Source organism: Bradyrhizobium sp. WBAH42 (assembly GCF_024585265.1).
In the GTDB taxonomy this organism is placed as follows: domain Bacteria; phylum Pseudomonadota; class Alphaproteobacteria; order Rhizobiales; family Xanthobacteraceae; genus Bradyrhizobium.
Window position 1 is genome coordinate 7,303,999 of the sequence record NZ_CP036533.1, and the last position, 26,598, is coordinate 7,330,596.

The window sequence follows — 26,598 nt, forward strand, 5'->3', positions numbered from 1 at the left end:
GGATGAATGGATTCCGGGTTCGATGCTACGCATCGCCCCGGAATGACGGCTCAACAAAAAAGCCCCCTTGCGGGGGCTTCTTCATTCTCGTTTCGCGCCAAGCCGCTCAGTGCGAGTCGGCCCAGACCTTCTTCTTGGTGAAGTACATTAGGCCCGCGAAGATGATCAGGAACACGAAGACCTGGAAGCCGAGGCGCTTGCGCGCTTCCATGTGCGGCTCGGCGGTCCACATCAGGAAGGTGGTGACGTCCTTGGCGTACTGCGCGACCGTGGTCGGCGCGCCGTCGTCAAAGGTCACCTGGCCGTCGCTGAGCGGCTTCGGCATCTTGATGGCGTGACCGGGGAAGTACTTGTTGTAGTACGAGCCCTCCGGGATGGTGACGCCCTCCGGCACCTTCTCCTCATAGCCCTGGAGCACCGCGGCGACATAGTCGGGCCCCTGCTCCTGGTACTGGGTGAAGACGTCGAAGATGAACCAGGGGAAGCCGCGCTTATAGGAGCGCGCCTTGGTAATCAGGGACAGGTCGGGCGGCGCCGCGCCGCCGTTCGCCGCACGCGCGGCCTGCTCGTTCGGGAACGGCGAGGGGAAATAGTCCGCCGGCCGGCCCGGCCGCTCGAACATGTCGCCGGCATCGTTCGGACCGTCCTTGACCTTATACTCGGAGGCGAAGGCCGCCGCCTGCGCCACGGAATAGCTGGGCCCGCCGGGCTCGGCGAGGTTGCGGAAGGCGATGTAGGACAGGCCGTGGCAGCTGGCGCAGACCTCCTTGTAGACCTTCAGGCCGCGCTGCAGCGCGCCGCGATCGAACTTACCGAAAGGGCCCGAGAACGACCATTTGTTGCCGGGGGGCGTGTCGCTGCCTTCGGACGCCTTCGCGCTGTCGATCGAGCCCGCGAACAGCGAACCGGCGAGCGCCAGCACGATCGCGGTCGAGACCATCGGCGTCGACCGGCTGCCGGTCTTGGCCAGCACGGCATCCGAGATCGAGTTCGGCACCGGCCGCGGCTTCTCGATGCGCGAGAGCAGCGGCAGCACGATCAGGAAGTAGGCGAAGTAGCAGACCGTCAGGACGCGGCCGGCGACCACGTAGATGCCCTCCGGCGGCTGCGCACCGAGATAGCCGAGCAGAATGCAGACCACGACGAAGATCCAGAAGAACTGCTTGGCGAGCGGACGGTACTTCGACGACTTCGTCTTGGCGGCATCGAGCCAGGGCAGGAAGCACAGGATGATGATCGCTCCGAACATCGCGATGACGCCCGCGAGCTTGTTCGGAATCGAGCGCAGGATCGCGTAGAACGGCAGGTAATACCATTCCGGCACGATGTGCGGCGGCGTCACGCCCGGGTTCGCCGGAATGTAGTTGTCGGCGTCGCCGAGATAGTTCGGCATGTAGAAGATGAACCAGGCGTACAGCAGCATGAAGCAGGTGACGCCGAACATGTCCTTGATGGTGGCATGCGGCGTGAACGGCACCGTGTCCTTTTCCGTCTTCGGCTCGACGCCATCAGGGTTGTTCTGGCCGGCGACGTGCAGCGCCCAGACGTGCAGCACGACGACGCCCGCGATCACGAACGGCAAGAGATAGTGCAGCGAGAAGAAGCGGTTCAGCGTCGGGTTGCCGACCGCATAGCCGCCCCACAGCAGCGTCACGATGCTCTCGCCGACATAGGGAATGGCGGAGAACAGGTTGGTGATGACGGTGGCGCCCCAGAAGCTCATCTGGCCCCACGGCAGCACGTAGCCCATGAAGCCGGTCGCCATCATCAGGAGGTAGATGATGACGCCGAGGATCCACAGCACCTCGCGCGGCTCCTTGTACGACCCGTAGTACAGGCCGCGGAACATGTGGACGTAGACGGCGACGAAGAACATCGAGGCGCCGACCGCGTGCATGTTGCGCAGCAGCCAGCCGTAGTTCACGTCACGGACGATCAGCTCGACCGACTTGAAGGCGAGATCGGCGTTCGGCGTGTAGTGCATCGCCAGGATCACGCCGGTCAGGATCTGCATCCCGAGCATGAAGGAGAGGATGGCGCCGAAGGTCCACCAATAGTTCAGGTTGCGCGGGGTGGGATAGGCGACGAAGGAGGAGTGGATGAGACCAAAGATCGGCAGACGCCGCTCGATCCATTGCAGGGCCGGATTGCTCGGCTGGTAGTCGGATGGTCCGCTCATGATGCGATCCTGAGGAAATAGTACGACGAGACGGCGCGAAGCTTCGGACGAAGATCCGAAGCTCAGCCGATCTGGATTTTGGTGTCGGAAACGAACTGGTACGGCGGCACCGGCAGATTCGAGGGCGCAGGCCCCTGGCGGATGCGGCCGGACGAATCGTACTGCGAACCATGGCAGGGGCAGAAGAACCCGTCGTAGCTGCCTTCATGAGCGATCGGGATACAGCCGAGGTGGGTGCAGATGCCGATCACGACCAGCCACTGCTCGTGACCAGACTTGACGCGGGCCTCGTCGGACTGCGGATCGGGCAGGCTCGCCACGTTGACGGCGCGCGCTTCGTCGATCTGCTTCTTGGTGCGGTGGCTGATGTAGATCGGCTTGCCGCGCCAGAACACCTTGATGTCCTGACCTTCCGCGATCGGGCTGAGATCGACCTCGATCGGCGCACCGGCGGCGATGGTCGAGGCATCCGGATTCATTTGGGAGATGAAGGGCCAGAGCGCGGCCGCGCCCCCTACTGCTGCAGCTGCCCCCGTTGCAACGAATAAGAAATCACGGCGTGTCGGATGGTCCGCCGAAGACGCTGTCGTCACGATTCCAACCCTTTCTTCTTGTGCTACCGGTGGAACCGCTCCGAGGGGCGCCCAAGAGGTCCCCGGAAAGGCTGCCGGCGCCCGCGGCCCCCCGCGGCGGCAGAACTTGGCTTGTTCACCTCTAAACGGGTGAAACAGCAGTCCAGAATCGTTCTATTGGCACCCTTGCCGGGCGAGCGCAAGCCCGCTAACGGCGTGGGAGCGTGCAATGCACGAATTCCCGGGCGGGCGATGTTTTATTGAGACATTTTGCGCCCGCAAGCCAACTCGCCGCCGCCCATGCAGATCGCGCTTTTCCAGCCTGACATCCCCCAGAACACCGGCACGATTCTTCGCCTCTGTGCCTGCTTGGGGCTGGATGCCCATATCATCGAACCCGCGGGCTTCCCCGTGTCCGACCGTCTGTTCCGCCGAGCGGGAATGGACTACCTCGACCATGTCAGGCTGACCCGTCACGTCTCCTGGGCGACATTCGAGGACTGGCGCGCAGGCCAGGGCCAGCGGCTGCTGCTGTTCACCACCAAGGCTGCCACCGATTACCGCGATTTTCATTACCAGAGCTCGGACATCCTGCTATTCGGGCGCGAGAGCGCCGGCGTCACCGACGCGGTCGTCGAGGCCGCCGATGCGCGCCTGGTGATCCCGATCAACGCGGGGCTGCGGTCGCTCAATGTGGCCATGAGCGTGGCCATGGCCGCCGGCGAGGCGCTGCGGCAAACCCGGAACCCGCAAGTTTGAGAGATTGAGGAGAGAGGCTTGAGTTACGCGGTCAAGGAAATCTTCCTGACCCTGCAAGGCGAAGGCGCCCATGCCGGACGCGCGTCGGTGTTCTGCCGCTTTGCCGGCTGCAACCTCTGGAGCGGCCGCGAGGCCGACCGCAGCGAGGCAACTTGCAAGTTCTGCGACACCGATTTCGTCGGCACCGACGGCACGCTCGGCGGGCGCTACGGCTCGGCCGCGGAACTCGCCGATACCATCGCCGCGCAATGGACAGCGGCTGCCGCCAACCGCTACGTGGTGCTGACCGGCGGCGAGCCGCTGCTCCAGGTCGACGCTGCGCTGATCGACGCGCTGCACGCAAGAGGCTTCGAGATCGGCGTCGAGACCAACGGCACGATCGCAGCCCCTGATGGGCTCGACTGGATCTGTGTCAGCCCCAAGGGCGGCAGCGAGCTGGTGCTGCGGCGCGGCCACGAGCTGAAGCTGGTCTATCCGCAGGCGCTGGCGATGCCCGAAGCATTCGAGGATCTCGCCTTCGAACGCTTCTCGCTGCAGCCGATGGACGGGCCCGAAGTCATCGAGAACACCGCGCGCGCGATCGACTATTGCCTGCACCATCCGCAATGGCGGCTCAGCGTGCAGACGCACAAATCGCTCGGCATCAGATAGGAAATGATTTTGTAGGGTGGGCAAAGCGGAGCGTGCCCACGATTCAAGATGACGGTAAGAGACGTGGGCACGGCGCAAGGGCGCCTTTGCCCACCCTACGGCACACTCCACGTGGTAAGCGACCGGGAATGCAGATGGACGACACGACGATCGAAGACCGCAAGGCCCGCGCCCGCGGCTGGTTCGAAGCCCTGCGCGACGACATCTGCGCGAGCTTCGAGCGGCTCGAGGACGAAGCGCCGCAAAGCCTCCATCCGGGCGAAGCCGGCCGCTTCAAGCGCACGCCCTGGCAGCGCACCGACCACTCTGGCGCGGCCGGCGGCGGCGGCGTGATGTCGATGATGCACGGCCGGCTGTTCGAGAAGGTCGGCGTGCATTGCTCGACGGTGCACGGCGAGTTCGCACCCGAATTCCGGGCCCAGATCCCCGGCGCTGCGGAGGATCCAAAATTCTGGGCTTCCGGCATCTCGCTGATCGCGCACATGCGCAATCCGAACGTTCCCGCCGTGCACATGAACACGCGCTTCGTCGTCACCACGAAGGCCTGGTTCGGCGGCGGCGCCGACCTGACGCCGGTGCTGGAGCGAAGGCGGACGCAGGACGATCCCGACAGCATCGCCTTCCACGCCGCGATGAAAGAGGCCTGCGCGCAGCCGAGCGGCGTTGCCGATTACGACAAGTACAAGAAGTGGTGCGACGAGTATTTCTACCTGCCGCACCGAAAAGAGGCGCGCGGCATCGGCGGCATCTTCTACGACTGGCACGACAGCGGCGACTGGGACGCCGACCTCGCCTTCACCCAGGATGTCGGCCGCGCCTTCCTGAAGATCTATCCCGAGATCGTGCGGCGCAATTTCGCGAGCGCCTGGACGGCTGCGGACCGCGAGGAGCAACTGATCCGCCGCGGCCGCTATGTCGAGTTCAACCTGCTCTACGACCGCGGCACCATCTTCGGACTGAAGACCGGCGGCAATGTGGACTCGATCCTGTCGTCGCTGCCGCCGGAGGTGAAGTGGCCATGAACGCCGTGCTGCCGCCGCTTCCGCGCGCGATGCTGATCGACATGGACGACACCATCCTGTCGGCCTATGGCCGGCCCGAGATCGCCTGGAACACGATCACCGCCGAATTCGCCGAAGAACTCGCCCCGCTGCCGCCGCCGATGGTCGCAACCGCGGTGCTGGCCTTCGCGCGAAACTTCTGGGCCAATGCGGAAGCAGCGTGGCGGATGAAGCTCGCCGAGGCGCGGCACCTGACGGTGAAGGGCGGCTTCGCCGCGCTCGCGGCCGCAGGCCACCGCGCCCTGCCCGACGACCTCGCCATTCGCCTCGCCGACCGCTTCACCGCCTACCGCGAGGAGGAGATGTTCGTCTTTCCCGGCGCGCATGAGGCGATCGACCGGTTCAAGGCGCTCGGCATCAAGCTCGCGCTGGTCACCAACGGCGCCGCCGACATGCAGCGCGCCAAGGTCGAGCGCTTCGAGCTGGCGCATCGCTTCGACCACATCCAGATCGAAGGCGAGCACGGCTTCGGCAAGCCCGAGGAGCGCGCCTATCTGCACGCGATGCAGGCGCTCGGCGTCACCGCCGGAGATACCTGGATGATCGGCGACAATCTGGAATGGGAGGTCGTGACGCCGCAGCGTCTCGGCATCTATGCGATCTGGATGGACGTGCATGGCGAGGGTCTGCCGGAGGGCTCGACGGTCAAGCCCGACCGCATCATCCGCTCGCTCGGTGAGCTGCTTCCCGACCGGGCATGATCCGGACCCAAACAAAAACTGCGAAAACAACCCCATGCACAGTAGCCGGCCGCTGCAAAATCAAGGGCTTACGGATTTTACGAAATCTGTTTGATCCGTCGGGCAAAACAGGGGTATTATGTCATCGTCGCTATCTCTGCGGCGGTGTGCCTGCAGGCGGCCTTCCGGGCCGCTCACGGTTGTGCGGGCGGAAGCGGAGGCGCCGCTCTGCCTCTCGATGGGCATAGACGACGATCCGTTCCGCCGCCGCCCGGCTCGTCCAAAACGTGCCAATCATTGCGCAGCGTATCTCGCGGTCAGCGAATGACCGTGCAAGCTGCCGGAGAACACCACGATCGCCTTCGGCGACAACTCGGCCTGCAGCCTTCCCGTCATCATGTTGGGATTGGCCGGCGCAAGCGAAACGGTGACCGTCTTGCCGCCATCCTGAATCGTTGCGCGTCCGCGCATATCCTTCGTCGAAAGCGGCGATCCATCGTCGTCGCCGACGTAAAAGACGATGTCCGTCCCCTTGCTGACGAATTCGATCGGATGCCCTTGCGATTTGACGACGGGGCCGCCGTTGCTGCCCTTGGTCTGCGCCGCGGCAACATCCAGCGTCGCGATCATCACAGCGGTCATGGCGAGGCCGATATATGTTCTCATTGCGGGCTCCTCTTTGGTTTTCCGCGCGTATCAATAGGCTTCCGCGGGGGTGAACGTTGCAGCGTGTCCGGCCACCAGCCGCTGCAGCGGCTGCTGGCCGAACATCAGAAACAGAAGCGGGGTCACGATTGTGTCGAGGACCGTGGCGCTGAGCAGGCCGCCGAAGATCGTCACGGCCACGGGGTGCAGGATTTCCCGGCCCGGCTCGTCCGCGCCGATCAAGAGCGGCGTGAGCGCCAATCCGGCGCAAAGCGCCGTCATCAGAACCGGACTGAGGCGCTCCATGCTGCCTCGAATGACCAGCCCGGCCCCGAAACGCTCGCCTTCGTGGATGGCGAGATTGACGTAGTGCGAGATCTTCAAGATGCCGTTGCGCGCCGAGATGCCGGCCAGGGTGATGAAGCCGATCATCGAGGCCACCGACAAGGGCTGCCCGGAGATCTCTAGCGCGGCGACGCTGCCGATCAGGGCGAGCGGAATACCGCCCATGATGATCAGCGCCAGTGCGATCGACCGGTAGCGGCTGTAGAGGACGACTAAGATCATCGCCATCGACGCCAGCGACAGAATGCCGACGCGCCAGGACGCCTCCTGCTGGGCCTGGAACGCGCCTTCGAGGCTGGTCGTGTAGCCTTGCGGAAAATCGAGGTCGCGAACCGACCTCTGAATGTCGGCAGCGATATCGGCGATGTCGCGGCGTCCGTCCCCGTTGCCGTAGACGACGATCCTGCGCTGGGTCCCCTCACGCTGAATCTGGTTCGGCCCGTCTGTCTCGACGATGTCGGCCAAAGCGCTCAGCGGGACGAACTCCGAGCCGGTCGGGATGAGCAAATTGTGCAGTCCCGTTGTCGAACGGTCTTGCTCCGACAGGCGCATCACGACGTCGAAACGGCGATTGCCGTCGACGATCTGGGAGACCTTCCGGCCATTGGACAGCGCGTCGAGTGCCTGGGTGACCGCAGCCGGCGTCAGGCCGTGAAGAGCGGCGCGGGCATGATCGATTTGGACCCGCACTTGCGGGATCAGCACCTGCTTCTCGACCTGGAGATCGACCAGACCCGGGATCGTCGACAGACGCTGGCGCACCGTTTCGGACAGCCGCCGCAACATCTCGATGTCCTGCCCGAAGATCTTGAGCACGATCTGGGCACGAATACCCGACTGGAGATGATCGAGGCGATGGCTGATCGGCTGTCCGATGGCCACCGACGCCGGCAGCGCGGACAGCACTTCCCGGATGCTCGCATAGATGTCCGCCTTCAGGCGCTTGGACGGTGTGAGATCGACATCGATCTCGCTGTAGTGCACGCCTTCGGCGTGCTCATCGAGCTCGGCGCGGCCGGTGCGGCGCCCGACCGATTTCACCTCGGGCACCTTTGCGAGCAACTGTTCCGCCAATAGGCCAAGACGGTTCGATTCCGCGAGCGAAATGCCTGGATTGTACTGCAGCGACAGGACCAGCGTCCCCTCGTTGAAGGGAGGAAGAAAGCTGCGCGGCATCTGGCTCGCCGCATAGCCCGCCACCGCGACCGCAGCGGCGACGAAGACCAGCACCAGGCCCTTCCGCTCGAAGGCCCAGCCGAGCACCCGCCGATTGGCCTGCTTCAGCTTCGTGACGACAAAGCTCTCGCGGTCACCTGAATGAGCTCGTCCCGAAAGCAGATAGTAGGACAGCACCGGCGTCACCGTGATCGAGGTCAGCAGCGAGGCGATGATCGAGACCACATAGGCCACGCCAAGCGGCGTGAACAGCCGCCCTTCGATTCCCGGAAGGGCGAACAGCGGCACGAAGACGAGAACGATGATCATCGTTGCATAGACGATACTGGAACGAACCTCCTGGCTCGCGCCGGAGATCACGTCGAGGACAGGACGCGGCGTGCTCGACGCAGCGTTCTCGCGCAAGCGCCGCAGGATGTTTTCGACGTCCACCACGGCATCGTCGACCAGCTCGCCGATCGCGATGGCGAGGCCGCCCAGCGTCATGGTGTTGATCGTGAGGCCGAAGGCGCGAAACACCAGGACCGTCACCAGGATCGATATTGGAATGGCGGTCAGCGAGACGAACGCGGCGCGACCGTTCATCAGGAAGACGAACAGGACCATTGCGACGACGATTGCGGCCTCGGCCAGGACGCGCTCGACATTGCCGATCGACGTCTCGATGAAGGTGGCCTGCCGGAACTGCACGTTGGTGACGTTGATCCCGCCGCGCATGGTGCGTTGCAGGTCCTTCAGCGTGGACTCGACATTGCGCGTCAACGCCACAGTATCCGCAGCCGGCTGCTTCATGACGCTGACGATGACGGCGGGCTTGCCGTCATATCCGGCGTCACCGCGCTTGGTCCGCGCGGCAAAATCGACCGAGGCAACCTGCTTCAGCAGGATCGGCTGCTCTCCGCGGGTGACGACGACGGTGTTGCGGAGGTCCTCGATACGCCTGGTGAGACCGACATTGCGGATCAGATATTCGCGGCCATGCTGGTCGACGAAGCCGCCGCCGCTATTGGTGCCGAACCTTGCGACCGCCTGCTCGATCTGATCGTGGGTGACCCCGAGCGCCTGCATGGTGGCGACGTTCGGCGTCACGCGGTATTGGCGGACCTCGCCGCCGATGGGTATCACCTGGGCGACGCCGGGAATGGCGAGGAGTTGCGGCCGGACGACGAAGTCAGCGATCTCGCGCACATCCATGGGTGAAGCCGTGCCATCGCTCGTCAGCGCGATCAGCATGATCTCGCCCATGATCGAGGTCACCGGGCCCATCTGGGGATTGGCCGAAGCCGGCAATTGCTCGCGGATCAGCGCCAGCCGCTCCGAGACGAATTGCCGGGCGCGGTAGATTTCGACGCCCCAGTCGAACTCGACATAGACGACCGACAGACCAACGCCCGAGACCGAGCGCACGCGGATGACGCCGGGCATGCCGTTCATCGACGTCTCGATCGGGAACGTCACCAGCTGCTCGACCTCCTGGGGCGCCAATCCCTCTGCCTCGGTCAAGATGTTGACGGTCGGACGGTTGATGTCCGGCAGGACGTCGACCGAAACGCTCGGCAGGACGACCAGGCCGTAGCCGACCAGCGCGGCGGCGACCGCCAGCACGAACAGGCGATTGCGCAAGCTTGTCTGGACGATGAGCTTGAACATGGTCGGCTACCGGATCTGGTTGACGAGGTCGGTGCCGCGAACGACGATGTGTTCGCCTTCGTTGACACCGGCGGCCACGATGACGCGGGCTGCGTCCACCGGCACCACGCGAACCGGCCGGGGCTCGAAGCGCTCGGGCCCGGTGTGCAGCCAGACGATATTCTCGCCGTTGCCGCTTCGAACGACGGCATTGCGCGGCACGATCAGGCCGGACGCGGGCGCTCCGGTCTGGACCATCACATTCAACGGCTGACCGATGTTGAGACCTGCTGGTGGCTCCGGAATGGCGAACTGAACCACGGACGCATGCTGGCGCAGCGCCCGGCTCGTTCCGACGAAGCTCAGCGCGATCTGCTGCCCATTTGCGGCCATTGCCGTTGCGGCTTCGGGCTGCTTCAAGCCTATTTCGTCATAGGCGAGTGCCTCGACCCAAAGGCTGCGAGGGTCTGCGATCTGAAACAGGACGTCTTGCGGCTGTATGACCTGGCCCGGCGCGACCCTGGATGACGTGATGATGCCGTCGGTCGATGCCCGCAGCTCCTCGAACCCGGTGCGCGAATTGCGAACGGCTTCGCGGCGCGCCCGCAGGCCCTCTAATTCGCTTTCGAGGTCATTCACCTGGCCTTGCGGCACCGCGCCGCGTTCGGCCAGCGGCCGGAGACGCCGCAGCTTGTTCTCCGTGATTGCCATCAGCTGCTCGATTTCGCCGACCTTCTCGAGGATCGTCGTGCGATCGGCGATTGGCAGATGCGGCTCGATCCGAATGAGCAGATCGCCCTTGCGGACGGTTTGCCCGATGCGAGGGATGCCGTCATCGCCCGGAACCACGCGGCCCCCGTAGATGCTCTGCACGATGCTGCTGCGGTTGGGGTCGGCCATGACACGGCCGATCAGGGTGACGGCGGGATGAATCGTCTGCGGCTCGGCTGCAGCGGTCCGTACCTCGAGCAGACGCTGCGTCGGCTTGGCCGCGAAGACGGTGCCGTCTTGCAGGCGCCGCGGGGCATCGCTCAATGCGGGAGCATCCGGCGGATTTGGTTGCGTTGCATTCGTCCGGCCCTCGCCGAACATGATGGCCGCGAGAATGACGAAGGCCCCTGCCATCACGGCGGACATGGAGGCGGCCATGCCGCGGCCACGCCGCTTCCAATAGGCGAAGAGAAGGCCGAACCCCAAGGCGGCGAGCATGGAGGCCGCGATGGCCGCTCGGTTCGAGAGCAGCCAGCCGTGCTCGTGCTTCTGCGCCGCGGGCCGAACCTCTGCACGCGGCGTGAACGAGTCGACTAGCAGATCATTTCCCCTGCCGGCGCTGATCGAGAAGATCACCTCGACCGATCCGGGCGGTATGCCGTTCGGAATCGGGGCGGTGTAAACGCCATCCTCCCGGCTTGATGCGTCGATCGGGTCGGAATCGCCGATCGTGACTTGCAAGGCGGCGTCCGAAACCGGCTCGTTCGTCACTGCATCATCAACGAAGATCGACAGCTTGCCGTCTTTCAGGATGCCGACGACTTCGTAGAGCTCGGAGCGCGCGGCAATTCTTGGATATGCCGAGGACACGACCGGCGTCTTCTCGGCGTCGCCGTGATCGTGCCCTTCATGGGCAAAGGCCCCCGAGACACCCAAGAACAGGCTTGCCAACCAGACAGCGCCGGCCAGCCCAAGACTTGTGAGCCGCCCTTTCGGGCAGCGCTGATTCATGAACATCGAAAGATCCTTCAGACATGCGAAAAGGCGGCGGCCGAAACGCCGCCGGGACTACGCGATGCTGAAAGTACTTGGTGGCCGGACGAGTCCCTCGGGGCGCACCCCGACAATGGCCCGCGCGAGCGGCAGGTCCATGGCGCCGAGCACTTCGAAGGCGCTGGGCAGGTGAACGACCTGCGCTGAGGCGATCGAGGTGCCAAACATGTCCCAGGCCACGCCTGGAGCGCCGTCGTCGTCGTGATCCGGCCCGTCATGGACGTGGCCTTCGGCGTCGTCACCGGCGTGGGAATGCACGTGGCCTGCAAGCTGATCGTGGAAATGCAGGGAACCGCTGAGCATGACGGACGGCATCGGCATGTCGCCGACAGCCGCCTTCACCTGCGAGACCGAAATCAGAGAGACCTGAAGCACGAACGCAGATATCGCCACGAACATGGCCGTTCTGGCGAGTTGACGAAGATGGTGGAGGACACCGTGCAGCACGTCGAAAAACTAGGTCATGCCGACCGCGAATTCAAGGCGACGTTCCGCGCGGACGCATCGCGTGGGAGGTGGTCCAGACACCCTCCTCGCCCGCTCGACGAGCTGCCGACGCCCGACATCCGGCAGCCCGCCTGCCTCACTTGAAGTGAAATGCTTCACAAGCCGCAATCCGGGATTGCGGTAGCCTCGTGCCACGGGGCGTGGTGAGTTGGAGGCGACAATGAAGCAGGACCTTCCGGACCAAGCAGCGCGCACGCAGGCCGCAAGCGAGCCGGGCTTTTGGCAGAGAATTCAATCCTGGGACAGCCGCCTCTCGGTCACCAAGGGACTGACGGCCGTGACCCTGCTGACCGGCTTCCTGGGCGGATATTTCCAGTATCTGAATTCCTATGAGCAGAAGGTCGGCGAGCAGGCCAAGGCGGATATGCAGAAGGCGACAGACACCTTCCTCGAGATCTCCAATGCCTTCGCCGACGTGCAGATCCAGCAGGAGACCATGCTGCGCGAGCAGTTCGGCTCGCTGAAGGCGCAGGCAACCCCCGCTTTCATCCCGGTGGACTCCAAAACATTCGACTCGTTCTCGGACTATTGGAAGGCGCGCACGTCGCTGCGGCGGAACGGCGCCATCTTCGCGCGCAAGGCGGAGATCTACATCGACTGGCCCAGCGATCTCGGGCGCGATCCGGCCGCGGAGCACACGCTGGACCAGGATCCCCTGACGGCAACGCTGCTCACCAAGTATAATTTCGATTGCGATTCAGAAGCCAATCTCCCCCAATTCAGAGGCGCGATCTACAATGGCGCCGATCCCGGACGCCCCAGCGACGAATTGTGCAACGACCCGACGGCCAATGGGCTGAAGTCCTACGTCAACCTCTGTGCCAGGCGGGCGGATGGCGAGATCGATGCGTTGCAGAAGGTCGTGACCATCAACTGGTGGAGCGCCAAGCACCACGTCTTGGTGATGCACCATTGCTTCGAGGTGCTCCGCGGCGGGCCGAATGCGTTGCAAGCTCCGGCCTCCGGCAACGACGGCCCCAATGATCGCAAGCTCGATAAGCCGCGCGACAGCAACGAGCACAGGCTGCAGCTTCAGGCCCGCCGGCTGGACGCGTTCATGACGCTGACCATGGCGCAGCTGGACCGCATCAGGGTGCGATACCGTCCCACCGGCTTCTTCTGCCATGTTCCTTTCGCGCGCGATGCCATCGGCTATTTCAGCAACCAGTGCCTGCCGAACCAGCCGGCTACGAGCGAGCGCAGCTGAGGCGTACCGCGAGGACACCGGCGGATACTTTTCGGCACCGGCAGCCGGCGTGATCGGCCTGTCATGACGGCCTGTTAGCGTCGGCCCTGTCGATCAACCCGAAAGGACAATCCATGGATCTGAAGGCCGGCGATGTCGTGATGCTGAAATCCGGCGGTCAGCCGCTGACCGTCGCGGAGGTGAAGGACAACGAGGTGCTGTGCCTGTGGATGGGCATGGAAGGCGACCTGTTCCGCGAGACGCTGCCGCTCGCCGTGCTCGTGCAGGTGGAAGAGGACGACGAGGACGACGAAGACGAAGATGATGACGAGGAGTAGGCACTTCTCGGACCGCATTCTCGTGAGAGCCGCGCTCTTGCCCTGATGAGGGGCGCGGGTTGATCAGACGAGGATACGAGGCGCCGCCGTGGCTTTGTCTCCCGAATTCGGTGTCCCCGTCGGTTCGATCAAGAGGATGTGCACTTCCCCATGCGCCACCGGCCGGTGCTCGACGCCCTTCGGCACGACAAAGACCTCCCCGGGGTTGAGGGTGACCGTGCGATCCCGCAGCTCGATGTCGAGCGTCCCGCTGAGCACGAGAAAGAAGTCGTCCGTGTCCTCGTGCTTGTGCCAATGAAATGACCCCTCGAGCTTGGCCACCATGATGTCGTTGTCGTTATAGGTCGCGACGGTGCGCGGGGAGAAGCGATCAGTGAACGTTGCGAGCTTCTCGGCGAGATTTGCGGGGGCTTTCATCGCGTTTCCTCAGGTGACTTCCAGCCCGAATATGGTGACCGGCTACCCTCCTGGAAGCGATAGCACGACCCTATTTGGGAACACGAGACTGCGACGTGGCGGAATGTGGTTCTACGCGACCCGCGCGTAGAATGGGAGAGCCCTTACGAAACTCATCAGGGATGCTGCTCGCCGCACCGGCGGTGCGTGAATGATGACCAGGATCGAGGCGATGGGTTTCGCAAGGGCGAAACCCATCCTCCGAGCTGATGTCGGTCGGATCAGAACCGATAGTTGATGCCGGCCTTGGCTGTATGAAGCTCAACCTCGGTGTCCGTGAAGGACGCCCCGGGGAACGCAAGAGCATTGCCGTTCGACTTTCCGAGATTGATGTAGATGTACTCGGCCTTGAGCGTCCAGCGCGGGTCGAAAGCCCATTCAAGGCCGCCACCCGCGGAGAAACCCACCTGGACTTCCGACGAGGACGCGCTTCGCGTCAGGGCCGGGAAGAAGCCGTTGAAATTGGCAATATTCGGCGTGGCGAGATTGGAGGTGAAGATGCTGTTCTTGACGTGGCCCCAGGCGAAGCCACCGGTACCGTAGATCAAGAGATTGTTCGCCGCGAATCCGAGACGTCCGCGGACCGTGCCGAAGACATCGATTTCCTGCCTGAGATTGAATACGCCGGTGAAGGCGCCATTGTCGCCGCCGATCGTTCCAGTGACGCTGAAGGGGCGGCTCGCCGTCTCCTTGATGGCTGCGCCGCTGACGTCCGCCTCCAGACCGTACACAAACGTGCCGGACTGCCAGTTATAGCCGATTTGGCCGCCGCCGAATCCACCCTTGGGACCCACATCCAGGGAGAACGGCCCAGTGCCACCCGTGACGACATAGCCGGGGACCGTCCCGGTTGCGAGCGCGCCCGGATCGAAGGTCGCGGTCGGATCGCTCCAGCCATAACCGCCATGCACGCCGGCATAAAAACCGGTCCAGCTGAATGCGACCGGCGCGGGCGGCGCCTTGGTGTAAGCCCTGCCGAGATCGGCCGCGACGGCGCCCTGGGACAGACACAGAGCCGAGACCAGAAGGGCAGCAGAGACGATGGACTTCATAACTTCCCTCAACGTTGTGCGCGTGACAAGGCGGCGCCTTGCCGCGTGAGCACTCGTCAAACCGCCGATGACCGGCCGTCCGCTTGAGCCGAGTTATAGAGGTGATCTTGCATTGCGGCTGTAGCATCGGGAACACAGCGTAGCGCGCGAAGTTCGCCTGACGCGACGCAGCTGAGATTGTCGCGTCGTCAATTGCTCCTAAGACGCCAAGAACGCCATTTCAGCCGGCGTCGTCCAGGCCATGAGCTGCCTCGCCGCCGCCGCGATCATCACCAGTCCCCCGGTGATCACGGCGGCATCGAGGATCGCCGTGTGAATCTGCACCGGCATCCGTTCGACGAAGGCCTTTGCGAGGAACGCGCCGGGCACGGCCATGCCGCCGATCAGCAGCGCCAAGGCGAGCACCTGCGCGGTGACGGCGCCGGCGAGGCCGAACACCGAGATCTTGATGAGGCCGGTGCCGAGCGAGATCATCGCATCGGTCGCGATCACGGCGGCGCCTTCGAGCCCTGCGGCCATCAACAGCGAGAGCAGGATCACGCCGGAGCCCGAGGTGCCGCCGACCAGGACGCCGTAACCGACCGAGCCGGCGGCAAGGCCGGCGTCGCCGATCTTCACTGCGCGGCGGCGGAGCACGCGGCGCAGCGGCACGCTCAGGATCAGCATGGTGCCGATCACGAGCGCGGCGCCGGCATTGGTGAGGCGGGTGTAGCCATAGGCGCCGACTGCGGTGGTCAGCGCGGCGCAGGCCAGCACGATCAGCACGCGGCGGCGGTCGGCATAGCGGACATAGGCAAGTGCGCGGCTCGCATTGGTCAGCATCGCGGAGATCGCGATGATCGGCACGACGGGCTCGGCACCGACCATCGGCACCAGCACCAAGGGCATCAGCGCGCCGGTGCCGTAGCCGGCGAGACCGCCGATGATGGAAGCAAACAACGCCATCGCTGCGACCAGCAGAAGCTGCAGAAGCGAGATATCGGTGAAGCCTGAGACGATGGTCAATCTTTCTGGTCGCGCGTGACGCGGGCGACAGCTTGATCGGCGATGGCAGCGAGTGCGGCTTGCTCTAATGGGAAATCCGCCGCGAGCCAAGCGTCCTCGGCGAGCGTCAACACATGTCCGAGCGCGGGTCCTTCGGCGAGACCGCGCGCAATGAAGTCGGCGGCCTTCAGCGGAAATTTCGGCGCGCTCCAGCGCTGCGGCAACTCGGCGAGCGCGCGCCAGCGCGGCGACTGCACGTCAGCGGCAGCGCGGGCCCAGCCCAGCAATACGCGATCGTGATAGCGCTCGGGCCCGAGCCGGTACAGCAAGCGCCGTGCCTTGGCTTCGTCCTTGGTGGCGAAGCGCCACCAGCGGTGCCCCATCGAATCCAGCGCCTTGGCCTCGGCATTGGAGAGCCGCAGGCGCAAGGCGAGGCGCTTGGCGTCTTCGGTGACGGCGACCGAGAGCGCGGCGAGGCGCCGCGTGCTGCTGGGGCTGAGGCCGAGCTCGCGCTCGATCGCGATCATCGCCTCCAGGGGGCCCGTATAGACGACGCCGCCGATCAGCGTTTGGAGCAATCCGCCCTCGGCCATGGCGAGCGCTGCCGCGGAGGCGCCGCCGGCCAGCAGCAGCTTGAGCATCTCCATGCGCACCCGCTCGGCCGACAGGTTCGCCAGGCCCGCGCGTCCCCGGATGCAGGCGAGATAGCCGTCGCGGTCGGGCTCGCCGGCGCCGAAGGCGGCGTGGATGCGGAAGAAGCGCAGAATGCGCAGATAATCCTCGGCGATGCGCTGGTCGGGATCGCCGATGAAGCGCACGCGCCGCGCTTTGGCGTCGTTGATGCCGCCGACATAATCGTAGACGACGCCGCGCGCATCGACCGACAGGCCGTTCATGGTGAAGTCGCGCCGCTCGGCATCCTTCACCCAGTCGCGGCCGAACGCGACCTTGGCCTTGCGGCCGAAGGTCTCGGTGTCCTCGCGCAGCGTCGTGACTTCATAGGGGTGGGCGTCGATCACCAGCGTGATGGTGCCGTGGTCGATGCCGGTCGGCACGCTCTTGATGCCGGCAGCCTTGGCACGCCGTAGCACCTCGTCCGGCAGCGCCGTGGTCGCGATGTCGATGTCTCCAGGCGCAAGACCGAGCAGCGCGTTGCGCACGGCGCCGCCGACCACCCGCGCCTCCTCGCCATCGGTGCCGAGCAGCGCCAGGACGCGCGCGGTCCCGCCTGCGGTCAGCCAGGGCGCATCGGCGAGTAAAGGCTCCGCGCTCATGGGCCGGCCCCTATTTTTCCACGCCCGGCACGAGCTTGCCGTTCTCGATATGAGCGGGGACGTAGGTCGAATCCGGCGGCGCGCCGGAGAAATGCGCAAGCCCGATCAGGCCGGCGATGACCAGCACGATCGCCGCCAGCGCAAGGCGCGCGACGATCGCGACCGGCCAGGACGAGCGCGCGAACAGGCCGGAGCGCGTGGCGGCGAGGAACAGCGCATAGACGGCAAACGGGATGAGGAAGATTCCGATCTCGGTCAGAACCGTCCGGATCATGATGAATAGATCCGCTCATACAGCACACGCAGCATTCCGGCCGTCGCACCCCAGATGTAGCGTTCCGCGAACGGCATCGCGTAATAGGATCGCGGCGTGCCGCGGAATTCCTTGCTGTGCACCTGGTGGTTCACCGGATCCATCAGGAAGGATAGCGGCACCTCGAACGCATCATCAACCTCGGAATGGTTGATGCTGAGCGAAAAGCCCGGCCTGACCTTCGCGACCGTCGGCAGGATGCGGAAGCCGAAGGCGGTGCCGTAGAGATCGAGATAGCCGAGCGGCTCGACGAAGTCGCGTGACAGCCCGACCTCCTCTTCGGCCTCGCGCAGCGCCGCATCCAGCGGCGAGGCATCGGTGGCGTCGATCTTGCCGCCGGGAAACGCGATCTGGCCGGCATGGTCGTTGAGATGCGCCGAGCGCTGCGTCAGCAGGATGGTCGGCTCGGGATGGTCGACCACCGCGATCAGGACCGCTGCCGGGCGCACCGGCTGCTCGCGCGCGATGATCTCGAGCATCTTGTCGGTGCCGGGATCGCCCGAGGCGGGGATGATGTTGGGATCGTAGAGGCCGGGCGGCACGTCGAAGCCGAGCCTCGCCCGGGAGCGGGCGAAGAAATCCGCAGCGCCAAGCGCGACGGGCTCGTACGTCAGGATAGGGTTGTTCAAGTTCAAAGCGCCGCCCTCACCTGCTCTGCGTCGGCCATGGCGAAGAATTCGCCGGCCGACTCGACACCGAACATCGGCTGGCCATCGACCATCCGCTCCTCGCCCATGTCAACCAGATCGTAATAGAGCGCGCGCGTGACCTTGGCCCAGAGGTCGGCGCGAACATGCAAGTACGGCGTCAGTCCGCCGTCCGCCGCCTGCTCGAAGCGCAGCCTGTGCGCGGCATCGCAGGTGACCCAGTCGTCGACATTGGTGCGGAAGCGCAGCACGCGATGGCTGTCCTCGCCGTCCTTCTGCATCTCGACCGCCATGAATGGCGCATCATCGACGCGGATGCCGACCTTCTCCACTGGCGTGACCAGGAAATGCTTGTCGCCCTCGCGCTTGAGAATGGTCGAGAACAGCCGCACCAAGGCAAGACGCCCGATGGGCGTCCCCAGATAGAACCAAGTACCATCGGAGGCGATTCGGATGTCGAGATCGCCGCAAAACGGCGGATTCCACAGATGCACCGGAGGGAGGCCCTTTTTGGCGCCTTCGGCATTGGCAGCACTTTTGGCGGCGGCAGTCAGCCCTTCAAGACCGCGATCGGCGCTCTGCCCTTGGTTCGCCATGGTTTGCCCTGACTTTGTCATTTGGCACGATTGGTGCAGGTCTACGTTGTCGATTGGCGCTCGGTTCCACCCGGATTAGTCCGGTGTGGAGGTCGCCACTTCGTGATGCCGTACATACCCCGAAGCCGATAAGGTGGGGATAGGTTAATTCAACGAATACATGGCCTTCCTGCAAGTCTAGCATGGGGCCCATGATCTGGCGTGATGATCTGGCGTGATGACCTGACGCGACAGGCTCACGATGCAAGCAAGCCGCGCGGCAGGCTGAAGGAGCAAGCGAATGGCGGAGAGTGTCGAGAAACTCGAGGACGGGATCGTCCGTTCGGCCGAGCAGGTGTCGAGCCAGGTTCGCGCGGCCAAGGACGCGATCGCCTCCGTCATCTTCGGTCAGGATCGCGTGATCGAGAACACGCTGGTCACCATCCTCTCCGGTGGCCATGCGCTCCTGATCGGCGTGCCGGGCCTTGCCAAGACCAAGCTGGTGGAGACGCTCGGCGTCACGCTCGGTCTCGACGCCAAGCGCATCCAGTTCACGCCCGATCTGATGCCCTCGGACATTCTCGGCGCCGAAGTGCTGGACGAGAGCACCGCGGGAAGGCGCGCCTTCCGCTTCATTGCCGGTCCCGTGTTCGCGCAGCTCCTGATGGCCGACGAGATCAACCGCGCGAGCCCGCGCACGCAATCGGCGCTGTTGCAGGCGATGCAGGAGCAGCACATCACCGTTGCCGGCGCGCGTCATGATCTGCCGAAACCCTTCCACGTGCTCGCCACGCAAAACCCGCTGGAGCAGGAAGGCACCTATCCGCTGCCCGAAGCGCAGCTCGACCGCTTCCTGATGGAGATCGACGTCGATTATCCCGACCGCGATGCCGAGCGCCGCATCCTGTTCGAAACCACGGGCGCGGAGGAGACGCTGGCCAGGGGCGCGATGACGCCCGATGCGCTGATCACCGCGCAGCGCCTGATCCGGCGCCTGCCGGTCGGCGATTCCGTGGTGGAGGCGATCCTGTCGCTGGTGCGCTCGGCCCGCCCGGGTCCGGACGCCGGCGAAGCCGGCAAGTTCATTGCCTGGGGCCCCGGCCCGCGCGCCAGCCAATCGCTGATGCTGGCGGTGCGCGCGCGTGCGCTGATCGACGGGCGCCTCGCGCCCTCGATCGACGACGTGCTCGACCTTGCCGAGCCCGTGCTGAAGCACCGCATGGCGCTGACGTTCCAGGCGCGCGCCGAAGGCCGCACGATTCCGGACGTGATCCGGCAATTGAAGACACGGATCGGTTGATGGCAGCAGAGAACGGGCGGGCAGCGAAGGAGATACTGGCGATCCGACGTGCCGATGGCGAAAGCCGCACGCTCGCCGCTTCGTTACCGCGCCTGGTGCTCGAGGCCCGCCGTATCGCCGCCAACGTCATCCACGGCCTGCATGGACGGCGCCGCGCCGGCTCCGGCGAAAATTTCTGGCAGTACCGCCGCTTCGTCTCGGGCGAACCGGCACAGAACGTCGACTGGCGCCGCTCGGCGCGCGACGACCATCTCTACGTGCGCGAGCTGGAATGGGAAGCCTCGCACACGGTCTGGATCTGGCCGGACCGCTCGCCCTCGATGGCGTTCGCCTCCAAGACCGCGCGCGAGTCCAAGCTGGAGCGGACGCTGATCGTCGCCTTCGCGCTGGCCGAGCTGCTCGTCGCCGGCGGCGAGCGCGTCGGCATTCCCGGACTGATGGCACCGACCGCAAGCCGCAGTGTCATCGACAAGATGGCGCAGGCGATGCTGCATGACGATGCCGACCGCCTCAGCCTGCCGCCGTCCTTCGTTCCGGCCGCGCTGGCCGAGATCATCGTGCTGTCGGATTTCTGGTCGCCGATCTCCGAGATCAGGACGACGCTCGCCGGCCTCTCCGGCTCGGGCGCCCACGGCACGATGGTGCAGGTGGTCGATCCCGCCGAGGAATCGTTTCCCTATTCCGGCCGCGTCGAGTTCGTCGAGCCGGAAGGCTTTGGCGTGATCACCGCCGGCCGCGCCGAGAGCTGGGCGCAGGACTATACCGCGCGCCTCGCGCTGCACCGCGACCAGATCCGCGCCGAGACGGGCAAGCTCGACTGGCTGTTCACGACGCACGCCACCGACCGCTCCGCCGCCGAGCTCTTGCTGTTCCTGCATGCCGGCATGCAGGTGAGCAAGTCGGGCGCACGCACCACGACGATCAAGGCGGGGCCGGCCGCATGATGGGATTGCCGCTCGCCTTCACGCAACCGCTGCTCCTGATCGGCCTGATCAGCCTGCCCGTGCTGTGGTGGCTGCTGCGCGTGATGCCGCCGCGGCCGCGCCGCATCGAGTTTCCACCGACGCGGCTGTTGTTCGACATCACGCCGCGGGAAGAGACGCCCTCGCGGACGCCGTGGTGGCTGACCGCGCTCCGCCTGCTCGCCGCCGCGCTGGTGATCTTCGCCGCCGCCGGCCCGATCTGGAATCCGCAAACGGGCCTCGCCGGCAGCAAGGCGCCGCTGATGATCATGTTCGACGACGGCTGGAGCGCCGCATCGCACTGGGACGTCAGGATCAGGACCGCGGACGAGCTGATCGCCAATGCCGACAATGACGGCCGTGGCATCGCGCTGGTGCCGCTCTCGGAGCCGAACCGCGACATCACCCTGATGCCGGCGGGGGCGGCGCGCGTCGCGTTGCGGCAGCTCGCGCCAAAGCCCTATTCGATCGACCGCGTCGAGACGCTGGCCGCGGTCGACCGTTTCCTCAAGGTCACCGGCGACTGCGAGATCGCCTGGCTCTCCGACGGCGTCGACACCGGCCGCGGCGAGGACTTCGTGGCCGGCCTCGGCAAGACCATCGGCGACCGCAGCCTGACCGTGTTCGAAGGCGGCGCCTCCTCGCCGCTGGCCCTGGTCGCCGCGGAGAACGCCGCGGCGAAGATGACGGTGAAGGTGCTGCGCACCGATGGCGGGATTGCGGTCGGCACGGTGCGCGCGCTGGACCAGAAGGCATCCCCGATCGGCGAAGCGCGCTATTCGTTCGGTCCGCAGGACAAGGAAACCGAAGCGGCGTTCGACCTGCCGGTCGAGCTGCGCAACGACATCACGCGGCTCGAGATCTCCGGCGAACGCTCGGCCGGCGCGGTGCAGCTGCTCGACAAGCGCTGGCGCCGCCGCGCCATCGGCATCGTCTCGGGCGCGACCAGCGAGACCGCGCAGCCGCTGCTGGCGCCGACCTTCTATCTCACCCGCGCGCTGGCCCCGTTCGCCGACGTCAGGCTCGCCGACAAGGGCTCGCCGCAGCAGGGCATCACGCAGTTTCTGGACCAGAAGCTGCCGATGATCATCCTCGCCGATGTCGGCACCATCGCCCCCGAGCTGCGCGAACGCCTCAATGCCTGGGTCGACCAGGGCGGCGTGCTGGTGCGGTTCGCTGGGCCCCGGCTGGCACAGGCGGAGGACGACCTCGTGCCGGTCAAGCTGCGCAAGGGCGGCCGCACGCTCGGCGGCAGCCTGACCTGGGAGAAGCCGCAGCATCTCGCCTCTTTCGCGGGCGACGGCCCGTTTGCCGGCGTCGCGGTCCCCAAGGACGTCACCGTGAGCCGCCAGGTGCTGGCCGAGCCCGACGCCGTGCTCGCCACCAAGAGCTGGGCCTCGCTGGAAGACGGCACGCCGCTCGTCACCGGCGAGCATCGCGGCAAGGGCCTCGTCAGCCTGTTCCACGTCAGCGCCGACATGCGCTGGTCGGATCTGCCGATGTCGGGCACCTTCGTCGAAATGCTGCGGCGGGTCGTCGACATGTCCGGCTATACGGCGAAGCCCGGCGCCGGCGTTGCCAGCGAAGCGACCACTGAGACGGTGGCGCCGCTGCACATCCTCGACGGATTTGGCGCGTTCGGTCCGCCGCCCGCGACTGCCAAGCCGCTGCCTGCGGACTATCGCGACCGCGCCACATCAGATCATCCGCCCGGCTTCTACGGTCCGGCAGAAGGACCGCTCGCCGTGAACACGCTTGCCAGCGCCGACCGCATCGCCGCACTGAACACCGCGAGCCTGCGCGCCCGGCACGCCACCTACACCAATGCCGAGCCGCGCGACCTGCGCGGCTGGCTGCTGTCGACGGCGCTCGCGCTGTTCCTGATCGACGCCATCATCGTCGCGGTGCTCGGCGGCGGGATTGCCGCGCTGCTGCGCCGTCGCGCCGCGCCCGCGACGATCGTGCTCGCCCTGCTCGCGGGATTCGCGGCGCTCTCGCCGGCGCCGGCGCGCGCCGACGGCGTCACGGACGAGTTCGCAATGAAGTCGGTATCGCAGACCCGCCTCGCCTATGTCGTGACAGGGAATGCCGACGTCGATTCCATCGTCAAGGCCGGGATGAACGGGCTGACGCTGTTCCTGGCCCAGCGCACTGCGCTCGAGGCCGGCGATCCCGTCGGCGTCGATCCCGCGCGCGACGAGCTCGCCTTCTTCCCGCTGATCTACTGGCCGATCGTGCCGGGCGCGCCGAAGCCGCCACAGGACGCCATCAACAGGATCGACGCCTACATGAAGCAGGGCGGCACCGTGCTGTTCGACACCCGCGACGCGATCGAGGCACCGCCCGGCGCGAACGGCGCGGCGCAGACCCCGGCCATGCAGACGCTGCGCGAGATCCTGTCCTCGCTCGATGTGCCCGAGCTCGAGCCGGTGCCGCGCGAGCACGTGCTGACCAAGACCTTCTACCTGCTGCGCGACTTCCCGGGCCGCTTCACCGCCGGCCAGACCTGGGTCGAGACGTTGCCGCGCGAAGAGGACGATGAGAGCGCGCAGCGGCCGGCGCGCGGCGGCGACGGCGTCTCGCCGATCATCATCACCTCGAACGACCTGGCCGGCGCCTGGGCGGTGCGGCCCGACGGACAGGCCATGCTGCCGGTGACCGGCGGCGACCCCCGCCAGCGCGAATTCGCCTACCGCGCCGGCGCCAACATCGTGATGTACACGCTGACCGGCAACTACAAGGCCGACCAGGTGCACGCGCCGGCGCTGATCGAACGGCTGGGGCAATAGGATCGACATGAATTACGGCATCGCGTTCACACCGCTTGTTCCCTCGATCGTGCTGTGGCTCGCGCTCGCAGCGATCGTCGTCATTGCGCTTGTGCTGCTGCTGGCGCGAGCGCGCGGCGCTGCGGTGCGCGTGGCCGCGCTGGCGCTGTTCCTGCTGGCGCTCGCCAATCCCTCCTTCACGCGCGAGGACCGTGATCCGCTCACCTCGGTCGCCGCCATCGTCGTCGACAAGAGCCCGAGCCAGAACTTCGGCAACCGCACTCGCGAAGCTGCGCAAGCGCAGGAGGCGCTGGTCGACAGCCTGAAGAAGATCAAGGGCCTCGAGGTCCGCGTCGTCGACGCCGGACAGGCCGACGGCGAGACCGACGGCACGAAACTGTTCGGGGCACTGGCCTCGGCCTTGGCGGACGTCCCGGTCGACCGCGTCGCCGGCGCGTTCCTGATCACCGACGGCCGCGTCCACGATATTCCGGCGAACACAGCCGCGCTCGGCTTCCAGGCGCCGGTGCACGCGCTGGTCACCGGCCAGAAGGACGAGCGCGACCGCCGCATCGCGATCACCGCCGCACCGCGCTTCGGCATCGTCGGGCAGACCCAGACCATCTCCTACCGCCTCGACGACCAGGGCGTTTCCGGCGAGCGTGCCAGGGTCACGGTCCGCCGCGACGGCGAGGTCATCAACGAGCGCACGCTGTCGAGCGGCCAGGCCGCGAGCGTCGACGTCGACATCAAGCATGCCGGGCCGAACATCGTCGAGATCGAGGCTTCGCCGCTCGAGCGCGAATTGACGCCGGTGAACAACCGCGCCGTGGTGGCCATCGACGGCGTGCGCGACAAGCTGCGCGTGCTGCTGGTCTCGGGCGAGCCGCATTCGGGCGAGCGCACCTGGCGCAATCTGCTCAAGTCCGACGCCAGCGTCGACCTCGTCCATTTCACCATTCTGCGCCCGCCGGAGAAGCAGGACGGCACGCCGATCAACGAATTGTCGCTGATCGCATTTCCGACCCGCGAGCTGTTCCAGCAGAAGATCAACGAATTCCAGCTGATCATCTTCGACCGCTATGCCCGCCAGGGCGTGCTGCCGATCCCTTATTTCGAGAACATGGCGCGTTACGTGCGCGCAGGCGGCGCTGTGCTGGTCTCGGCCGGACCCGACTATGCCTCGAACAGCAGCATCTGGCGCACGCCGCTCGATTCGGTGCTGCCGGCTGAACCCGTCGGCGTCACCGAGAAGCCGTTCTATGCGCATCTGTCCGACATCGGCAAACGTCATCCCGTCACGCGCGGGCTGGAAGGCTCCGCCAGCGAGCCGCCGCGCTGGAGCCGGTTCTTCCGCACCGTCGACACCCGCAACGCGGTCAACCCGCCCGTCATGACCGGCGTCGACGGCAAGCCGCTGCTGTTCCTGTCGCGCTTCGGCGAGGGCCGCGTCGCGCTTCTGCTGTCCGACCACATCTGGCTGTGGGCGCGCGGCTATGAGGGCGGCGGCCCGCATCTCGACCTGCTCCGGCGGATGTCGCACTGGCTGATGAAGCAGCCTGATCTCGACGAAGAAGCTCTGCGCCTCCAGGTGCAGGGCAAGGACCTCGTCGTGGTGCGTCAGACCATGGCGGACAGCGTCCAGCCTGTCAGCGTGACCTCGCCATCGGGCGTGTCGCAGGATCTGACGCTCTCCCCCGGCGATCCCGGCGAGTGGCGCGCCAGCCTGCCGGCCAACGAGCTCGGCCTGTGGCAGGCCACCGACGGCACGCTGAAGGCGCTGATCAATGTCGGCCCGACCAATCCGAAGGAGTTTTCGGAAGTCACCTCCACGGTCGATACGTTGATGCCGCTGACACAGGCGACGGGCGGCGATGCCGTGCGTGTGGCCGCTGGCTCGAGCGTCGAGCTGCCGCGCATCCTGCCGGTTCGCTCGGTCGGCATGTTCCACGGCGACGGCTGGATGGGCGTGCGGATGCGCGATGCCAGCGTGGTCAAGGGCGTCGGCGTGCTGCCGATCTTCTCCGGCCTGATCGGCCTGCTGCTGCTGCTCGGCGCGTTTGCGGCGACGTGGGTCCGCGAGGGGCGCTAGTTGCCCGAACGACACATCGGCTGGGCGGCCTGCATGCGCCGATCCCGCCTGCCGTTGACATCCGCTGACCGATCGGGCGATGTTATACTATAACATCGCGGCGTCCTGGGATTGACGCCCCGGTGTGGGGGTGGCGTTTTCAGATGAAGTGGTTCCGGTCGAATAGCAGGCACGGCGCCCGGCTCGCGTTGTTCGCGATGCTGGTGCAGCTCGCGCTGACTTTCGGCCACAGCCATTGGTTCGCGCAGGCCGCGCCCCTCGCTCAATCCTCGGCCCAGCAGACCGACGGCAGCAAGGGCGATGCTGCGATCGACCGCGCCGCGGTGCAGAAGCAATCGCCTGCCGGCCCCGACCGCGAGCATTCGGGCGACGACAATTGCGCCATCTGCGCCATCATTGCGATGGCGGGCACGATCGTGTCGGCGACGCCGCCCGTGCTGTTGCTGCCGCAGGCGATCGAGCTGCTCCAGCGCACCCTCGACGCCGAGTTCGCTCATCTGAAATCTGCCGGCACGGCATTCCAGCCGCGCGGCCCTCCTGCGTCCTGATCTCCAACGCTTGATCACGCCCAGCCTCGCCGTGCATCGGCAAGTGCCTGGGAGAAGTTGAAGTCGAATTCCGTCGCGCCGCGACGGCAGGCCGCCTCCGATCAGCAGAGCATCATCCGGACGGCGTCTGAGTGG

24 protein-coding genes are annotated in these 26,598 nt (G+C 65.9%); 11 read left to right on the top strand and 13 right to left on the bottom strand.

Features of this window, described 5'->3' with window-relative positions; all coding sequences use genetic code 11:
• Positions 1-106 precede the first annotated feature (106 nt).
• On the bottom strand, positions 107-2,179 hold the full coding sequence (fbcH, locus tag DCG74_RS34405) for a cytochrome b/c1 (RefSeq protein ID WP_172785914.1): 2,073 nt from the start codon (positions 2,177-2,179) through the stop codon (positions 107-109).
• Between the two features lie 62 nt (positions 2,180-2,241).
• Complete coding sequence (gene petA, locus DCG74_RS34410) at positions 2,242-2,772, bottom strand: ubiquinol-cytochrome c reductase iron-sulfur subunit (RefSeq protein WP_172785913.1); 531 nt, start codon at positions 2,770-2,772, stop codon at positions 2,242-2,244.
• A 279-nt stretch (positions 2,773-3,051) separates the two neighbouring features.
• On the opposite strand from petA, the gene DCG74_RS34415 reads away from it, so the two are divergent.
• From DCG74_RS34415 to DCG74_RS34430, 4 genes are all read left to right on the top strand, one after another.
• Positions 3,052-3,510 (top strand): tRNA (cytidine(34)-2'-O)-methyltransferase, encoded by a 459-nt coding sequence (locus DCG74_RS34415; protein ID WP_172785912.1) that lies wholly within the window; start codon positions 3,052-3,054, stop codon positions 3,508-3,510.
• A gap of 18 nt (positions 3,511-3,528) precedes the next feature.
• Positions 3,529-4,161, top strand: coding sequence for a 7-carboxy-7-deazaguanine synthase (gene queE, locus DCG74_RS34420; RefSeq protein WP_172785911.1), 633 nt, complete (start codon positions 3,529-3,531; stop codon positions 4,159-4,161).
• Positions 4,162-4,295: 134 nt separating this feature from the next.
• Positions 4,296-5,183 carry an oxygen-dependent coproporphyrinogen oxidase gene (hemF, locus tag DCG74_RS34425; RefSeq protein ID WP_172785910.1) on the top strand — a complete coding sequence of 296 codons (888 nt, stop codon included), beginning with the start codon at positions 4,296-4,298 and terminating at the stop codon, positions 5,181-5,183.
• Complete coding sequence (locus DCG74_RS34430; protein ID WP_172785965.1) at positions 5,180-5,923, top strand: HAD family hydrolase; 744 nt, start codon at positions 5,180-5,182, stop codon at positions 5,921-5,923. The genes hemF and DCG74_RS34430 overlap by 4 nt, the downstream gene beginning before the upstream one ends.
• A 273-nt stretch (positions 5,924-6,196) precedes the next feature.
• Here the strand turns inward: DCG74_RS34430 and DCG74_RS34435 are convergent, their stop codons facing one another.
• From DCG74_RS34435 to DCG74_RS34450, 4 genes are read right to left on the bottom strand one after another with little or no spacing between them, the layout of a single operon-like run.
• Positions 6,197-6,568: a hypothetical protein gene (locus DCG74_RS34435; RefSeq protein WP_246708846.1), complete on the bottom strand. Its 372-nt coding sequence runs from the start codon at positions 6,566-6,568 to the stop codon at positions 6,197-6,199.
• 30 nt (positions 6,569-6,598) lie between these two features.
• Complete coding sequence (locus DCG74_RS34440; RefSeq protein WP_172785909.1) at positions 6,599-9,718, bottom strand: efflux RND transporter permease subunit; 3,120 nt, start codon at positions 9,716-9,718, stop codon at positions 6,599-6,601.
• A gap of 6 nt (positions 9,719-9,724) precedes the next feature.
• Positions 9,725-11,425 carry an efflux RND transporter periplasmic adaptor subunit gene (locus tag DCG74_RS34445; protein ID WP_246708845.1) on the bottom strand — a complete coding sequence of 567 codons (1,701 nt, stop codon included), beginning with the start codon at positions 11,423-11,425 and terminating at the stop codon, positions 9,725-9,727.
• 51 nt (positions 11,426-11,476) lie between these two features.
• Positions 11,477-11,860 carry a hypothetical protein gene (locus DCG74_RS34450; protein WP_172785908.1) on the bottom strand — a complete coding sequence of 128 codons (384 nt, stop codon included), beginning with the start codon at positions 11,858-11,860 and terminating at the stop codon, positions 11,477-11,479.
• A 268-nt stretch (positions 11,861-12,128) separates the two neighbouring features.
• On the opposite strand from DCG74_RS34450, the gene DCG74_RS34455 reads away from it, so the two are divergent.
• Both DCG74_RS34455 and DCG74_RS34460 read left to right on the top strand, forming a co-directional pair.
• Positions 12,129-13,175: a hypothetical protein gene (locus tag DCG74_RS34455; protein WP_172785907.1), complete on the top strand. Its 1,047-nt coding sequence runs from the start codon at positions 12,129-12,131 to the stop codon at positions 13,173-13,175.
• A 113-nt stretch (positions 13,176-13,288) separates the two neighbouring features.
• Positions 13,289-13,492, top strand: a complete 204-nt coding sequence (locus tag DCG74_RS34460; RefSeq protein WP_172785906.1) for a YodC family protein — start codon at positions 13,289-13,291, stop codon at positions 13,490-13,492.
• A gap of 63 nt (positions 13,493-13,555) precedes the next feature.
• Here DCG74_RS34460 and DCG74_RS34465 read toward each other — a convergent pair whose 3' ends face one another.
• The 7 genes from DCG74_RS34465 to DCG74_RS34495 form a co-directional block, all read right to left on the bottom strand.
• Positions 13,556-13,909, bottom strand: a complete 354-nt coding sequence (locus DCG74_RS34465) for a cupin domain-containing protein (protein ID WP_172785905.1) — start codon at positions 13,907-13,909, stop codon at positions 13,556-13,558.
• Between the two features lie 260 nt (positions 13,910-14,169).
• Positions 14,170-15,000 carry an outer membrane protein gene (locus DCG74_RS34470; RefSeq protein WP_172785904.1) on the bottom strand — a complete coding sequence of 277 codons (831 nt, stop codon included), beginning with the start codon at positions 14,998-15,000 and terminating at the stop codon, positions 14,170-14,172.
• 198 nt (positions 15,001-15,198) lie between these two features.
• Complete coding sequence (locus tag DCG74_RS34475) at positions 15,199-16,005, bottom strand: sulfite exporter TauE/SafE family protein (protein ID WP_172785903.1); 807 nt, start codon at positions 16,003-16,005, stop codon at positions 15,199-15,201.
• Positions 16,002-17,258, bottom strand: coding sequence for a CCA tRNA nucleotidyltransferase (locus tag DCG74_RS34480; protein ID WP_172785902.1), 1,257 nt, complete (start codon positions 17,256-17,258; stop codon positions 16,002-16,004). The genes DCG74_RS34475 and DCG74_RS34480 overlap by 4 nt, the downstream gene beginning before the upstream one ends.
• A 10-nt stretch (positions 17,259-17,268) precedes the next feature.
• The gene (locus DCG74_RS34485) at positions 17,269-17,532 is read right to left on the bottom strand and encodes a DUF6111 family protein (protein ID WP_172785901.1); all 264 of its coding nucleotides are present in this window, start codon (positions 17,530-17,532) and stop codon (positions 17,269-17,271) included.
• A complete protein-coding gene (locus DCG74_RS34490; protein ID WP_172785900.1) occupies positions 17,529-18,200 on the bottom strand; it encodes a CoA pyrophosphatase in 672 nt (223 codons plus the stop codon). Before DCG74_RS34490 ends, DCG74_RS34485 begins: the two co-directional genes overlap by 4 nt.
• 2 nt (positions 18,201-18,202) lie before the next feature.
• Positions 18,203-18,814: a DUF1285 domain-containing protein gene (locus DCG74_RS34495; RefSeq protein WP_172785899.1), complete on the bottom strand. Its 612-nt coding sequence runs from the start codon at positions 18,812-18,814 to the stop codon at positions 18,203-18,205.
• Positions 18,815-19,094: 280 nt separating this feature from the next.
• Here DCG74_RS34495 and DCG74_RS34500 point away from each other — a divergent pair, with 280 nt between their 5' ends.
• From DCG74_RS34500 to DCG74_RS34520, 5 genes are all read left to right on the top strand, one after another.
• On the top strand, positions 19,095-20,093 hold the full coding sequence (locus tag DCG74_RS34500) for a MoxR family ATPase (protein ID WP_172785898.1): 999 nt from the start codon (positions 19,095-19,097) through the stop codon (positions 20,091-20,093).
• Positions 20,093-21,037, top strand: coding sequence for a DUF58 domain-containing protein (locus DCG74_RS34505; RefSeq protein ID WP_172785897.1), 945 nt, complete (start codon positions 20,093-20,095; stop codon positions 21,035-21,037). The genes DCG74_RS34500 and DCG74_RS34505 overlap by 1 nt, the downstream gene beginning before the upstream one ends.
• On the top strand, positions 21,034-23,844 hold the full coding sequence (locus DCG74_RS34510) for a DUF4159 domain-containing protein (RefSeq protein ID WP_172785896.1): 2,811 nt from the start codon (positions 21,034-21,036) through the stop codon (positions 23,842-23,844). Before DCG74_RS34505 ends, DCG74_RS34510 begins: the two co-directional genes overlap by 4 nt.
• 7 nt (positions 23,845-23,851) lie before the next feature.
• Complete coding sequence (locus DCG74_RS34515; protein ID WP_172785895.1) at positions 23,852-25,915, top strand: hypothetical protein; 2,064 nt, start codon at positions 23,852-23,854, stop codon at positions 25,913-25,915.
• Between the two features lie 143 nt (positions 25,916-26,058).
• Entirely contained in the window at positions 26,059-26,463 is a 405-nt protein-coding gene (locus DCG74_RS34520) for a DUF2946 domain-containing protein (RefSeq protein ID WP_172785894.1), read from the top strand.
• Positions 26,464-26,598 lie beyond the last annotated feature (135 nt).